This window comes from Bacillus thuringiensis, from assembly GCF_001182785.1.
Classification (GTDB): domain Bacteria; phylum Bacillota; class Bacilli; order Bacillales; family Bacillaceae_G; genus Bacillus_A; species Bacillus_A thuringiensis_S.
This window is the reverse complement of sequence record NZ_CP012099.1, coordinates 725,307-740,000: the sequence shown is the minus strand read 5'-3', so window position 1 is coordinate 740,000 and position 14,694 is coordinate 725,307. Positions and strand designations below refer to the sequence as shown.

The following is a 14,694-nucleotide window of genomic DNA, read 5'->3' as shown; positions in this document are numbered from 1 at the left end:
TTCAAAAGCAGATGAAAAACAAATTGAAAAAGAAATCGTACCACAACTCGAAAACATTGATGGTGTTGCTAATGTTATGTTTTTCGGAAAATCCACCTCTGAATTATCTATCGTACTTGATCCGAACCAATTAAAAAACAAAAACGTAACATCACAGCAGGTACTAACTGTTTTACAAGGAAAAGAAACTTCTACTCCAGCTGGGGCAATTACTGTTAATCAAGAAGAATACAATCTCCGCGTCATCGGGGACATAAAAAATGTAAATGACATTAAAAACATCACTGTGGCACCCCAAGTGAAATTACAAGACATTGCTCAAATCGAAATCAAACAACACTACGATACAATCTCACATATAAACGGCGAAGAAGGAACAGGATTAATCATCATGAAAGAACCGAGTAAAAATGCAGTTGCCATCGGAAAAGAGATTGATAAAAAAGTTAAAGAGATAAATAAGGAATATAAAGATCAATTTTCTATTAAACTTTTGGCTTCAACCCATGAACAAGTTGAAAATGCTGTTACTAGCATGGGAAAAGAAGTAATACTTGGAGCAATCGCTGCAACTCTAATTATCTTAATCTTTTTACGTAACTTCCGAACAACACTCATCGCTGTTGTCAGTATTCCATTATCTATTTTATTAACACTCTTTTTACTACATCAATCTAACATCACACTTAACATTTTAACCCTTGGTGGTTTAGCTGTTGCGGTTGGACGTCTCGTCGATGATAGTATCGTTGTCATCGAGAATATTTTCCGCCGTTTACAAAAAGATTCTTTCTCTAAAAATATTATTCTTGATGCAACGAAAGAAGTCGCCGTCGCAATTACTTCTTCTACTTTAACAACCGTCGCTGTTTTTTTACCTATCGGCCTCGTATCAGGAGCAATCGGAAAATTAATGTTACCTATGGTATTAGCAGTTGTATATTCTATTCTATCATCCTTAATCGTTGCACTAACAGTTGTTCCACTTATGGCTTTTTTACTACTCAAAAAAACAAAGCATCGAAAGCCAAGTTCTTCATCACGATATGTTGCTACGTTAAAGTGGTCTCTTTCTCATAAATTCATTATTCTACTTACTGCATTTTTATTATTTGCAGGATCAATTGCAGCCTATATATTACTACCGAAAGCAAACATAAAATCTGAGGACGACACAATGTTATCTATTAACATGACATTTCCAGCCGATTATAATGCTGAAGCTCAAAAACAAAAAGCATTCGATTTCGAAAAGAAATTACTTTCTAATTCAGATGTAACAGACGTTATTTTACGAATGGGATCTAGCGCAGAAGATGCACAATGGGGGCAAACAACTAAAAATAACCTTACTAGTATATTTGTAGTCTTTAAAAAAGGTTCTGATATTGATCAATATATTAAAGAGTTAAAAAAGGAAAATAAAACTTTTGAACCTGCTGAACTTGATTATATAAAAACAAGTTATTCAAGCTCTGGTGGCGGCAACAACTTACAATTTAACGTAACAGCTACTAACGAAGCAGATTTAAAAGAGGCGGCTACTATCGTCGAAACAAAACTAAAAAGCATGGATGATCTTTCTAAAGTAAAAACGAATTTAGAAGACTCTAAGAAAGAATGGCAAATTCATATTGATCAAACAAAGGCTGAACAACTAGGTTTAACACCAGAAATAGTTGCGCAACAAGTAGCATTCCTTATGAAGAAGTCACCTATTGGCGAAATTACAATTAATAATGAAAAAACTACTATTATGATAGAACATAAAAAGGAAAACATTACTAAACAAGAAGATATTTTAAATACAAACATACTATCACCTATTAATGGACCAATTCCTTTAAAAGACATCGCAACTATTTCAGAAAAACAAACGCAAACAGAAATTTTCCATAAAGACGGAAAAGAAACAATTCAAATTACCGCCGAAGCTTCAAATGAAGACTTGAGTAAAGTAAACACAGCAGTAAATAAAGCGATAACTGACTTAGATTTACCTAGCGGTTCAAAAGTAAATATCGCAGGAGCTACTGAATCTATGCAAGAGAATTTTACAGATTTATTCAAAATTATGGGGATCGCAATCGGGATTGTATATTTAATTATGGTTATCACCTTCGGGCAAGCACGCGCTCCTTTTGCAATCCTATTCTCCTTACCGTTAGCTGCTGTCGGTGGTATTTTAGGATTAATCATTTCACGAACACCTGTTGATGTAAATTCCTTGATTGGCGCATTAATGTTAATCGGGATTGTTGTTACAAACGCTATTGTATTAATAGAAAGAGTCCAACAAAATCGGGAACACGGCATGGAAACTAGAGAAGCCTTACTTGAAGCAGGTTCTACTAGACTACGCCCAATTATTATGACAGCTATTACAACAATCGTTGCTATGCTCCCACTCCTATTTGGCCAATCCCAAGCAGGAAGTATGGTATCAAAAAGTTTAGCCGTCGTTGTCATCGGCGGTTTGGCAGTCTCAACTGTTCTTACATTAGTAGTCGTTCCAGTTATGTATGAACTATTAGATAAAATCGGGAGAAAAAGACGCTCCCGTAGGAAAATAAGCACTTCTACAGAAACACCTGATATTTAAAAACAAAAGGCGTTATCTTCACAAATGAAGATAACGCCTTCTCTCTACTTAGTCATATAATCCATCATTTTTTCCACATATTGCTCTATAGGTTTACTAGAATCCACAATAAGGTATTCATTATTTGAAGGTCTTTTACTACCATTTAACCACTTTTTAAAACCTACTTCCGACTCCACCTTTTCAATTTGACTGATCATACGCTTACGCGTTTGCAGTCTCCTATTAATCTCTTCCATATCATTAAGATAACACTCAATATATTTATATTTCACACCATGTTTATTTGATAATTCAATCCCTTTTTCAACCATTCCCTCATATAAACACGGACTATCCAATATAACACTATGCCCTTGTTCTAAATAAGAATCGATCAATACCCATTCGGCATCATACGCAAGCCCACCAACAATCGTTGATTCAATTCCTTTTACTTTTAATGATTTTAACAACGCGGATTTCAAAACATCATGATCTATAATTACAGCACCTGTTAATTTCGCTATATACTTAGAAACTGTCGATTTTCCTGACCCAGGAAAACCTGACATTTGCAGAAAAAACAAATTAAAACTCCTCTCTAAATTACATCTGTTCTTCTTTATAATTAATCACAAATTCAACAATCATTACATCCTTTCCTTCTATATTAAAATACAAAAGAACCCCCTATCTATAAATAGAGAGTTCTCCTTTATAATTTATGCCGCTTTTACCTTTTTCGTTGTTTTACTTTTTCTTTTCGTTCCTGTAAAGCGCTTGTGTAATATAGACGCTATCAAGCGTGAAATAACATTGAATAGTAATACCATAATAATTAATACAGCTGCAGATTTTGTCGCAATCAACTTCGCATCTGGAATAACTCCTTCAGAATTTAATTTCCAAATGTGAACCGCTAATGTTTCAGCTGGTCTAAACGGATTTAAAGGATGCGCAGGGCTCGAGAAATCCGCTGCTGAATTTAAAATCGGGGATGTTAAACCCGCTGTATAAATTAATGCTGCCGCTTCTCCAAATATACGACCCGCCGCTAAAATAATACCTGTAATAATTTGCGGTAATGAAGATGGGATAATAATACGAGCGATTGTTTGCCACTTCGTTGCACCTAATCCAAGACTTGCTTCTTTTACATTATGAGGCACTTCTGAAATCGCATTTTCACAAACACGCGTTAAACCTGGTAAGTTTAAAATAGTTAAAGCAAGAGCACCACCCATTACTGTGTATCCCCAGCCTGTCATTGTAACGAACACCAACAAACCGAATAAACCAACAACAATAGAAGGTAAAGACGCCATTGTCTCAATGCATAAACGAACGAAATTTAAAAAGCGCCCTTGTTTTGCATACTCCGCTAAATATATTCCAGCACCTAACCCAAGAGGAATAGATATAATAAGCGTTATAACAAGCATGTAGAAGGAATTGAATAACTGTGGACCAATCCCACCACCAGCTCTTGTATTACTTGGTTCTCCAAACAAGAAATTAGGATCCCAAAATCCCCATCCCTTTTGTAAAATTTCAAACACTAAGAACACTAGCATAGCTACGACCAAAGCCGCAACCGCATAAAAGATACCTGTCCAAACTTTATTTACCGTTCTTGCATTCATTATTATCGCTCACCTCTTTGTCCAATCGCTCGAATTACTAAAATAAACAGGAATGAAATAACAAGTAAAATCATCGCTAAAGTCCATAGCGCATTGTTCCAAGCAGTTCCGTTCAATGTATTCGTCATGTCCATTGTTAAAATACCAGTTAACGTCGCTGTTGGACTATATATTCCTTCTGGTAATTTAATCGTATTCCCGATTACCATTTGAACCGCTAGCGCTTCACCGAAAGCACGCGCTAAGCCTAAAACAACACCTGTTAAAATCCCTTTTTTCGCAGCAGGAACAATCACTCGGCTAATCGCTTGCCATTTCGTTGATCCTAGACCATAAGAAGCTTCTAAATAATCAAATGGAACAGAACGTATTGCATCAGAAGCGATACTAGCAATAGTAGGTAAAATCATAATACTTAATACAACAATACCTGCAATTAAACTAAAGCCCACTCCCCCAAACGAATCACGTAATAGTGGTACTAAAATCGTAACCCCTAATAATCCGTATACAACCGAAGGAATACCAACTAACAATTCTAGAACAGGCTTCAATACTTTATTTCCAAACTTCGGCGAAATTAAATTCATGAATATAGCAAGAGCTATAGCAATTGGTGCACTAATAATGACCGCACCTAACGAAACCACCGTTGAACCTACAATGAAAATCAAAGCCCCAAAGGATCCTTGATCAGCATTTGGATTCCATTTTGTCGATGTTAACATCTCAGTAAACGAGATACCACTTTGTGTAAAAGATTGAATACCTTTACCACAAATAAATGCAATAATAGCTAATGTAATTAAAACAATAAAAATACCGCAAAACGTAACAAGTGATCTTCCTATATATTCACTTTTCACGTAATTAATTTGTTTTTTCCCCTTCATCACAGGACAGACCCCACTTCGCAGATTGAAATGAACAGGACTGACCTTGCAGCCAGCCCCATAAAACTTTATTACTTATTTAATTTAGACATTGGAATGTAGCCCATATCTTCTACTTGCTTTTCAAAGTCTTTACCTTTTACATAATCGATGTAAGCTTTTGTTGCTTCTTTCGCTTCACCTTTTGTTACCATATACTCGTAAGACCAGAATGGATATTTACCAGACGCAATGTTTTCAACTTTCGGTTCAGCACCATCAATTTTCACTGTTTGTAGTGCACCTTTTTTATCTCCAACCATATAAGACATTGCTAAATAACTTACTGAACCTGGAGTAGAATTGATAGCTTGCTCTACTGCACCGTTAGAATCTTGTGTTGTACCAGTTCCATCATTAATTTTCGCGTCTTTCATAATCGTTTTTTCAAATGTAGCACGTGTACCAGATGAAGCCGGACGATTAATTACGTTGATTTTTTCATCTTTTCCGCCTACTTCTTTCCAGTTTGTTACTTTTCCAGTGAAGATATCTTGTACTTGTTGCACCGTTAAGTTATCAACTTTTACATCTTTATTTACGACAAGAGCGAATGCAATACCCGCTACCTTGTTATCTACTAATTCTTTCGCCTTTTCAGCATCTTTTATTTTATCTCCGGCCGGAACATCTGAATTACCAATTTGTACTGCACCAGATGCTACTTGGTTAATCCCAGTTCCACTACCGCCACCTTGGACTTGAATAGAAACTTTTGAATTTTTCTCCATGAATTTCTTTCCAGCTTCCTCCGCAAGAGGTAGAAGAGCTGTAGAACCAGCTGCTGCAATCGTACCTGATAATTCTTGTTTTGTATTATCGCTTCCTTTAGCAGTTTCTTTACTAGTTGTATCTTCTGCTTTCCCACACCCAACTAATGCTCCTGCTACCACTAAAGCTGCTAAAGAAAATTTAATACCTTTTTTCATAACCATGTCTTGTACCCCCATTTGGATTATCGCTTTTCGAATTCATTTTCTTTCGAACACAAATTCATTGTAGGACAACAATATTATGTGAGTGTTAAGCAATTTTTAATTTTAAGTAAATGACGATAATAATCCTTAAAAGCTAGGAATCCCAACATTTGTAGTTAAAGAAGCAAACAAAAACCACACTAACTATGCTGTAATGTAAATTTATTCTTAACAATGTAAATTCAATGTAAATGTTTTTCTATCTTTTTCCCTTTTAGTTAAAGTTACATTTACAATTCCGCTGTATTTTGTAACTTTTTCACGCCTAATTTATGCACATTAAAAAGAATTTCAGTAATATTTTTTAGTACAACTAAATAAATTGGAACAATTCTAAAATTAAATGAATATTTTTAAAGTACTAATTGACAGCATCATCCAATGTAGTCTACTATATTACTAACAAAAAGTTTACCTAAGGAAACTTTTTAAACTAACACTAACAATATAGAGAAGAGGTAACTTTTATGGTATCGGCTAATACTAAACCCCTTTCCGAGTTTAAAACAGGGGAATTTGTACAAATTGAGAAGATACAATTAGAAGGAACTATGAAACGACGTTTATTAGATTTGGGATTTATCCCTGGGGCAACGATTAAAGTATTGCAACGCAGTCCACTTGGAGATCCGGTCGCTTATCAAGTGAGCAACACAACTATTGCACTACGCAAAGAAGAAAGCTCCCTTATTTTCGGGGTATTAATAGGAGATGATTTCAGATGAGCAAACATCGTATCGCTTTAGCTGGTAACCCGAATACCGGGAAAAGTACATTATTTAATACTTTAACAGGCTTAAAACAACATACTGGAAACTGGACGGGGAAAACTGTTTTAAAAGCTGAAGGAGAATATGAACATAACGGAAGTAATTATACATTAATAGATTTACCCGGAACTTACTCGCTATACTCAAATTCCGCAGACGAAGAAGTAGCGAGGGATTATATTATATTTGAAAAACCAGAAGTAACTGTAGTTGTCATAGACGCAACTGCTATGGAAAGAAATTTAAATTTAGCACTACAGGTGATGGAGATGACAAATAATGTAGTCATTTGCATTAACTTAATTGATGAAGCAGAGAAAAAAGGCATTGTTATTGATGAAAAGAAATTAGCAAAATCACTTGGTGTACCTGTCGTTAAAATTTCAGCACGTAATCGAGTGGGTATTGGTCATTTGCTAAATGTTATTGCGAAAGTAGCAAATAAAAAACTAATTCCAACACCAATTAAAATTACTTACAGCGAAAAAATCGAAAATATGATTCAAGAATTAGAACCACAAATTTATAAAGTGTTCGGTGATACGTATCCAGCACGTTGGATTGCGTTACGTATATTAGATGGAGATAAAAATTTCTTAACTACACTTCAAAAACACCATAATGAACCGCTTGTAAGGGAGGTCGTAATTAATGGAATCTCACTCAGCCAGTAAAGCTCTTCCATTAGACTATATTATTCAACACGCACAAACACTTTCAAAAGAAGATATACGAGATGATATAGTCGGAGATATTTACCGAACATCTGCAAGCATATGTAAAGAATCCGTTCAATATACAAATACTGATAAATTATATCGTTCCGAAAAACTAGATAAAGTTTTCACATCTCCAATCTGGGGATTCCCAATTATGCTCGGTATTTTATCTATTATTTTTTATCTTACAATTGCAGGTGCTAACGTACCATCTGATATGATTGCCGAATTCTTCGGATGGGCTGAAGGATATTTAACATCTTGGTTCCAAGCTGCTCATGCACCTGAATGGTTACATGGCATTTTAATACTTGGTTTATTCCGTGGTATCGGTGCTGTTATTAGTGTTATGTTACCCCCTATGGCAATCTTTTTTCCTATGTTCGCGCTATTAGAAAACTACGGATACTTACCACGTGTCGCGTTTAATATGGACCGCTTATTCAAACGATCTGGTGCACACGGGAAACAATCTTTAACAATGGCAATGGGATTTGGTTGTAATGCAGCAGCCATTATGTCAACACGTATCATTGAATCACCACGTGAACGTATGCTAGCAATTTTAACGAACAACTTCGTTCCTTGTAACGGTCGCTGGCCTATGTTAATTTTAATGGCTTCACTATTTATGGCTGCTGGTTATACAGGCAGTATGCAAACATTGGTTACTGCTGGCGTTGTAGTTGGAATGGTTGTAATTGGTGTTATTATGACATTAACTGTTTCTTGGGTACTATCAAAAACAGCTTTAAAAGGGGTTCCAACTCACTACACACTTGAGTTACCTCCGTACCGCAAGCCAAAAGTTTGGAATACAATTGTTCGGGCAACACTCGATAAATCAATCTACGTTTTAAAACGAGCTATAGTTGTTGCTGCCCCTGCGGCTGCATTAACTTGGTTACTTGCTAACATTTTTATCGGTGACACAAGCTTACTTATGTATTTTGTAAATTTCCTAGATCCATTTGCTAAAATGTTAGGACTTGACGGGTTTATTCTAGCTGCATTCATTCTTGGACTACCCGCTAATGAAATTGTAATCCCAATTTTATTAATGTCTTACTTATCAACTGGGGCTTTAACTGAAATAGATGATTTTAATCAAATTAAAAATCTATTCCTAGAAAATGGCTGGACTTGGTTAACAGCGTTAAACACAATGTTGTTCTCACTTCTTCATTTCCCGTGCGGAACAACACTGGTTAACATATACAAAGAAACAAAAAGTGCAAAATGGACATTCTTATCGTTTGCAATCCCTACCGTTATCGCCATTGTTGTTACATTCCTCTCTACACAATTGGTACATTGGTTAGGGCTTGTATAAAACAAAGCATACATAGAAGGCATCCCCCTTCACATATGCTTTGCCCGAAAGAAACCTGAAGATCATTCAGGTTTCTTTTTTTGCACATCAGTATTCCACGGCTGCGCTCCATACGTTGTGAGTTTTTTATGAATGAAATATATAGCCCCTGGCAGCACCGCCATTAATATCGTGCAACTAATTCCCAATCCAGTAAACAACTTATATCACCTTATTTCACTCTTTTCGGTAAAGCTGAACCTGAATGTTCAATTGTTGGATGAACATGAACAGTAATTTCAGCATTACTAAAGTAATTTTCGCCTTGATCCCAATTCTTACTTATTTTTGTCCATTCTTTATAATTATGTCGTTTATACACTTCCCCTAACTCTAATACATCTACCTTATATTTTTTTTGAACAAGCTTAATCGATTTTTGAATACGCTCCTCCATTTCTTCCGATATATCCCTCTCTAAACGCTTTTCATTCAAAACCTTTTTATGATCACTAAAGTGCAACTCAGCTATTGTACCTTCCAAAAATAAATGAATATTAAATTTCGGTTTTGTAGCATTCGTTGTGGATACTTTAATTTTTCGACGTAACTTATGAATTTCATATGTAATAAGTTGATTCTTTTTACGGATGGTAAAAAAACCTCCAATTTTTTTACCTATTATATAATTCATCCCTAATGTTTCTTCCCCACTCAAATTGCCTACACACTTATTATCCTTTCCACGAAACAATGCTGCACCGTTCATTTGTACTCCTTGCTTTGTTAGTTCCAGAATAGGCAATACGAAACTTCGGTTAGAGATCATCTTTTCCTGCACCTCACCAATTCTTGCAGCCTCAATCATTTGGGCATTTTTCGGAGGGTGTTCAGCTAACATATCAATATACTGCGCCGGTAAATTTTCAGGCTTGGCACTTTGTTTTAAAATAGCTTCGGCATTTTTATTAGAAACGAACAAACGAATATTTCTTCTCATCTCATGATCGCGAATATATACATCTAACGTATTTTGTAAAATGTATGGATGTGAAAGTAATTCTTCAGAGAAAATAATCACCTGTATATGAGGGAAAAATAATGTTCGACTAATTTTTTTAGCGATTATTCTTATTTGTTCAAACACACTATCTGCTTTCGCACTAACATTAATATAATTTTCGCTATCCCCCCCACCCCCTTGTCCGCCCTGTTGAGACAATTTACTGGGGAGTACCATCTGATAGGTCCCTTTCATAATTGGATTCGCTTTCTTCTCCTTCACAATATCGTAAGCCGCTCCTACTACAAATCCTCTTTCTTCTATCTCTTCTAACTCAGAACACCCACTCATACATCCAGTTAAAGCCATAACCATTATAATTTTAAGAAGGTGTTTCATTTCCACCATTCCTTCTTTTTATTTTATATACAATTAAAACGAGCAAAGGCGCTAACACAACAACTCCCATATCTATCCAAGCTAAATAAGTCCCATAACTTGATAAAGTATTCAAACTACTAGGTATCATATTCACCATAAAAATAATCGGGGCACTTACGAAAATAAAAATATGTTTCTTCACTTTCGGAAACATAGCACAAAACAATAAAGATGCGACGTCATAATACATTGCCGTAGTGTTATAAATAGTAATAATCCAAGTCGTAAAAAAAATCGCATCAAACCTTTCTAAAAATCCTCCACCAATTTCAATTTCTTTCCCTAATTCAATTGTTGGATATGTCAATCCACGTGTTGTCATATACGTAAAAACACTAATACAAGTTACATAAATTAAAATGTACGACAACACGTTTACCATCACCGCTTTCGCAACTGCCATTGGCGCTTTTTTCGCTGCCTTATCATTTAGCAACACCGCATAAAACAGAGCTACTTCAAATCCAATAAACGTAAAAATAGAATTTTTAACTCCAACAGCATATTGACTTACTTTAGTTTGAAAAGCTGGTAGTAAATTATTTATTTCCATTAAATTTATATTCAATAAAGAAAGAAGCACTATCGCAATTAAAACAATAGGTAAGAATAAAACATTTAACCTTAATAAGGCCGCTCTTGATCCTGCTATTCCGTAAATAACAACTAATAAGAAAAAGAAAGACAGTAGTTGTATCGGTGTATCACTAAATAAATACGTTTGAGAAATAACTGAAATCATTCGCGATTCATATGCTGTCAAAGCAGCAAACGTTAATACTAAAATGCTACTAATTGTGTATGCAACAGGCTTCGTCAAATGCGCACTCGTATATTGAACAAAGTTTTGTTTTGGGAATAAGATAGCCACTCTCGTCACAAACCAGCCTAAAACTGCACAGACCAATCCACCCAAAAGCAAAATAACCCAACCGTCCGAAAATAAAGTTTGGCTAGCGATATCTCTTGGCATAGACAATGCCCCTATACCAATAATTGTTGACGATACCGCAAATCCAATTTCCCGAGATCCAATCTCTTCATCGCCATACTCAAATGGTTTCAATTATTTTCGCTCCTTTGGACGTATTGTAGAATCTTTTGTTTGTAAGTACTCTGGTCTATCTTTCAACATCGATTTTGGCATGCGAATAAATTCTTCTTTCCAATCTTTATAAAATGCAGGAGCAATTGGAGTTGTATACGGTATACCAACACTCGTTAAATTTGTAATATGAATAGCAAGTGCGATCAGAGCTAGAATGATCCCATACAACCCAAAAGCCGTTGCAGCTAATACAAAGACAAAAAGTAAAATTCGGAACGTAATTGTAATACTATATACAGGAAGCGAGAACGTAGCAATCGCAGTAACCGCAATAATAATAACTAAAAACGGATTTACAATTCCTGCATTTACCGCAGCTTCTCCAATTACAAGACCTCCTACAATCCCTATCGTTTGTCCCATCGGTTTCGGCAATCGGATTCCAGCTTCTCGTATTAATTCCATAGTCAAGGCCATCATTAACGTTTCAATATATGCTGGAAACGGAACACCTTCCCTCGCACCCGCAATTGAATAAGCCAGTTTAGAAGGAATAAGTCCTTGATGATAAGATACAAGTGCTACATACATAGCTGGTAACAAAACCGCAATTATACCTGATCCCATACGTAAAAATCTTAATAACGTTCCAATCACCCAGCGCTCGTAATGATCTTCTACAGATTGAAAAATATCAACAAATACGAGTGGCGCGATAAGAGCAAATGGGGATCCATCTACTAAAATGGCCGCCTTCCCTTTCGCTAATGAGGCTATAATATTATCAGGCCTCTCCGTATTCAAAAATTGTGGAAATGGGGATAAATTATTATCCTGAATTAATTGTTCAATCGTACCTGTTTCCAAAACGACATCTGTCACTATTGATTGAAGACGGCGATCTAACTCTTTTACAATGTGAGGATTAATAATATCTTCTATATATACTAGGGTTACTTCTTTCTGCGATCGCTTCCCCATAATATAAGATTGGAACCTCAACTTTGGATCGCGTAAACTGCGTCGGATTAACATTTTATTCACATTAATATCTTCATTTAATCCAACTCTCGGTCCGCGTATTAAATCTTCTGTCACTGGTGGCTCTAAACTTCGCTTCTCCCAAGCCCTACTATTAATAACGATAGCAGTTTGAATATTATCAATTAATATAACTGTATCTCCCGCTAAAATCGCATTCATAATATCTGGAAACTTCGTCTTTACACCCACTTCTGCGATAGAAATAAAACGATCCAATAACGTTTGAACAACAGCTTCCTCATTTTGAATTTCTTCGTATTGCAGTGTGCGAATGACATATTTATAAACATTATCCTTATCTGTTAATCCGCATAAAAACACAACCGCACAACGTGTAAAACTCCCAGCAAGAGCAACTTCTCTAATTGTTAAATCATTAGGTGAACCTAACTCATCCCTAATTTCTTTCATAACTTCAAATAAGTTACCTTCAAGCTCTAACAATTTCCCCACCTAACTTCCTTTTCAACAAGTTTTTAGTTAGATTCCGCTAATAGAAGGAAATATATACAAAAAAGAGCTATCTCTTTACAAAGATAGCTCCAATAAACGAATTACTTTTCTACTATTATACTGTTTTTCTTTATAGATACACCTTTTGTAAATCCACTAACTACAAACATCACAATCATATTAATTAACAATGCGACTATACCTACATTCAAATCTTTTATATACTGCGGAAAACTCGGAAACATCGTGGCTATAGTTGAACCAGATAAGGTAATATATGCGACCACTAACAGCCCAACTCCCATTCCTGCAATCGCTCCTTGCTTCGTAATAATTTGGCGTGGAAACAAGCTACATACAAGTGCAGGGAAAAGTTGCGTAACGATACTGTATCCCATTAAAAGAAGGGCTCCTATTGTTTCTCCTCCTTTAAATGTAAATAAAACTGCTACGAGCGTTACTGCAGGTACAAATAACTTTGCGGCTTTAGCAACTTGTCTATCTGAAGCTGACGGAACGATCGTTCGGTAAATATTTTTCGCTAACAGTGTAGAAGCCGCCATAACAAGCATAGAGCCTGGAACCAATGCCGTTAATACTCCCGCACTACCAATAATCCCAATAAACCAAGGATCAAAAGTTTGTAAAGCAAGACGGACTAACGAAAGATCTACATCCGCTCCCTTTAACCCAGGAACTTGCAATATAGCAGCAAACCCTGCAAAAAATACGAAAAGTAACACTAAAGAATACAATGGCATAATTGCTGCATTTTTACGAAATACTTTTTCATTTTTTGCAGAAAAAGCAGAAGCAAATGTATGAGGCCACATATAGAAGCCGAGGGCCGTTAATATAATAGTAGAAACAAACCAAGAAATACTCATTCCTTCTTCAGGTAAAGATAAAAACCCCGGTTTCGCTGCTTCTACAGCTTCAAACATCGGCTGAAATCCTCCATAATAATGATACGGTAAATATATACCTAAAAACATAACGATAAACAGTATCATAATATCCTTCAAAGCAGCCGTCCAAGCTGAACCGTGTATACCTGAAACCATTACATATATAGTTATAACAATGGCACCAATCCAAACCGCAACAACAGGTGACACCCTTCCGTAAGACGCTTCTGAAACGATAATTCCCAGTCCTTTTAACTGTAAAACAAGATATGGGATGATGGAAACAACACCAACAATTGAGACAATAAGTCCAAGCGCTTTACTTCTATATTTCTTCGCAAAAAAATCCGACTGTGAAACAAGGTTATGCTCTTTCGCATACTTCCAAATCGGTGGCAATAAAAAATACGATAAAAGATAAGCTAAAGCGCCATAACCTAAAATATAAAAGGTAGGCGCGCCTTTACTATACGCCCAACCGCTTCCCCCTAAAAATGTAAACGTCGTATAAATTTCACCTGCCATAAGGAGAAAAACAAAAATAGTGCCAAATCCGCTTCCCCCAACTGACCATTGCTCTAAATCCATATCTTTTCCATGTTGTGCCCGAATCCCTAAAAATAATGCGAGAAACAAAAATAAAATAATGATAAGTAATGCAGTCATTTTACATCCTCCTTATTAGCAGGATCAAACACGTACACAAGCCCCATACAAAGAGATGTAATAAACACTGATAATAATACCCAAAATAATAAAAATGGCATCCCTAATACGTAAGGAGTAACTGAATTCGCAAATATTGGCCCAACTACTAAACAAAGAACTGGAATAAGCGCTAGGATGTATATTTTCTTCAT

14 protein-coding genes (1 of these 14 cut by a window edge) are annotated in these 14,694 nt (G+C 35.8%); 4 read left to right on the top strand and 10 right to left on the bottom strand.

Annotated elements, in window-relative coordinates; all coding sequences use genetic code 11:
- A protein-coding gene (locus AC241_RS03740) for an efflux RND transporter permease subunit (RefSeq protein WP_050842595.1) crosses the window boundary here: on the top strand, positions 1-2,602 show its 3' portion. Its footprint begins 443 nt before the window's first position; only the last 2,602 of its 3,045 coding nucleotides appear in the window; its start codon lies beyond the left edge, outside the window; its stop codon occupies positions 2,600-2,602.
- A gap of 44 nt (positions 2,603-2,646) precedes the next feature.
- Here AC241_RS03740 and AC241_RS03735 read toward each other — a convergent pair whose 3' ends face one another.
- The 4 genes from AC241_RS03735 to AC241_RS03720 form a co-directional block, all read right to left on the bottom strand.
- Entirely contained in the window at positions 2,647-3,171 is a 525-nt protein-coding gene (locus tag AC241_RS03735) for a P-loop nucleotide/nucleoside kinase family protein (RefSeq protein WP_000465755.1), read from the bottom strand.
- A gap of 135 nt (positions 3,172-3,306) precedes the next feature.
- Complete coding sequence (pstA, locus tag AC241_RS03730; RefSeq protein WP_016083491.1) at positions 3,307-4,227, bottom strand: phosphate ABC transporter permease PstA; 921 nt, start codon at positions 4,225-4,227, stop codon at positions 3,307-3,309.
- Between the two features lie 2 nt (positions 4,228-4,229).
- Positions 4,230-5,120 carry a phosphate ABC transporter permease subunit PstC gene (pstC, locus tag AC241_RS03725; RefSeq protein ID WP_000676676.1) on the bottom strand — a complete coding sequence of 297 codons (891 nt, stop codon included), beginning with the start codon at positions 5,118-5,120 and terminating at the stop codon, positions 4,230-4,232.
- A gap of 71 nt (positions 5,121-5,191) precedes the next feature.
- Entirely contained in the window at positions 5,192-6,094 is a 903-nt protein-coding gene (locus AC241_RS03720; RefSeq protein ID WP_029441648.1) for a phosphate ABC transporter substrate-binding protein PstS family protein, read from the bottom strand.
- Positions 6,095-6,603: 509 nt separating this feature from the next.
- Between AC241_RS03720 and AC241_RS03715 the strand changes: the two genes are divergently transcribed.
- From AC241_RS03715 to AC241_RS03705, 3 genes are read left to right on the top strand one after another with little or no spacing between them, the layout of a single operon-like run.
- A complete protein-coding gene (locus AC241_RS03715; protein WP_000252989.1) occupies positions 6,604-6,861 on the top strand; it encodes a FeoA family protein in 258 nt (85 codons plus the stop codon).
- On the top strand, positions 6,858-7,580 hold the full coding sequence (locus AC241_RS03710) for a FeoB small GTPase domain-containing protein (RefSeq protein ID WP_000033865.1): 723 nt from the start codon (positions 6,858-6,860) through the stop codon (positions 7,578-7,580). The genes AC241_RS03715 and AC241_RS03710 overlap by 4 nt, the downstream gene beginning before the upstream one ends.
- The gene (locus AC241_RS03705) at positions 7,558-8,958 is read left to right on the top strand and encodes a nucleoside recognition domain-containing protein (protein WP_000443618.1); all 1,401 of its coding nucleotides are present in this window, start codon (positions 7,558-7,560) and stop codon (positions 8,956-8,958) included. Before AC241_RS03710 ends, AC241_RS03705 begins: the two co-directional genes overlap by 23 nt.
- A 62-nt stretch (positions 8,959-9,020) precedes the next feature.
- Here the strand turns inward: AC241_RS03705 and AC241_RS34600 are convergent, their stop codons facing one another.
- The 6 genes from AC241_RS34600 to AC241_RS03675 form a co-directional block, all read right to left on the bottom strand.
- Positions 9,021-9,158 carry a hypothetical protein gene (locus AC241_RS34600; RefSeq protein ID WP_000493991.1) on the bottom strand — a complete coding sequence of 46 codons (138 nt, stop codon included), beginning with the start codon at positions 9,156-9,158 and terminating at the stop codon, positions 9,021-9,023.
- 11 nt (positions 9,159-9,169) lie between these two features.
- Positions 9,170-10,339: a spore germination protein GerLC gene (gerLC, locus tag AC241_RS03695; protein ID WP_016083493.1), complete on the bottom strand. Its 1,170-nt coding sequence runs from the start codon at positions 10,337-10,339 to the stop codon at positions 9,170-9,172.
- Positions 10,323-11,447, bottom strand: coding sequence for a spore germination protein GerLB (gerLB, locus tag AC241_RS03690; protein WP_016083494.1), 1,125 nt, complete (start codon positions 11,445-11,447; stop codon positions 10,323-10,325). Before gerLB ends, gerLC begins: the two co-directional genes overlap by 17 nt.
- Positions 11,448-12,926 (bottom strand): spore germination protein GerLA, encoded by a 1,479-nt coding sequence (gene gerLA, locus AC241_RS03685; protein ID WP_103574563.1) that lies wholly within the window; start codon positions 12,924-12,926, stop codon positions 11,448-11,450.
- Between the two features lie 101 nt (positions 12,927-13,027).
- Positions 13,028-14,500 carry a sodium:solute symporter family protein gene (locus AC241_RS03680; RefSeq protein ID WP_050842593.1) on the bottom strand — a complete coding sequence of 491 codons (1,473 nt, stop codon included), beginning with the start codon at positions 14,498-14,500 and terminating at the stop codon, positions 13,028-13,030.
- Positions 14,497-14,694 (bottom strand): DUF3311 domain-containing protein, encoded by a 198-nt coding sequence (locus AC241_RS03675; RefSeq protein WP_000725525.1) that lies wholly within the window; start codon positions 14,692-14,694, stop codon positions 14,497-14,499. Before AC241_RS03675 ends, AC241_RS03680 begins: the two co-directional genes overlap by 4 nt.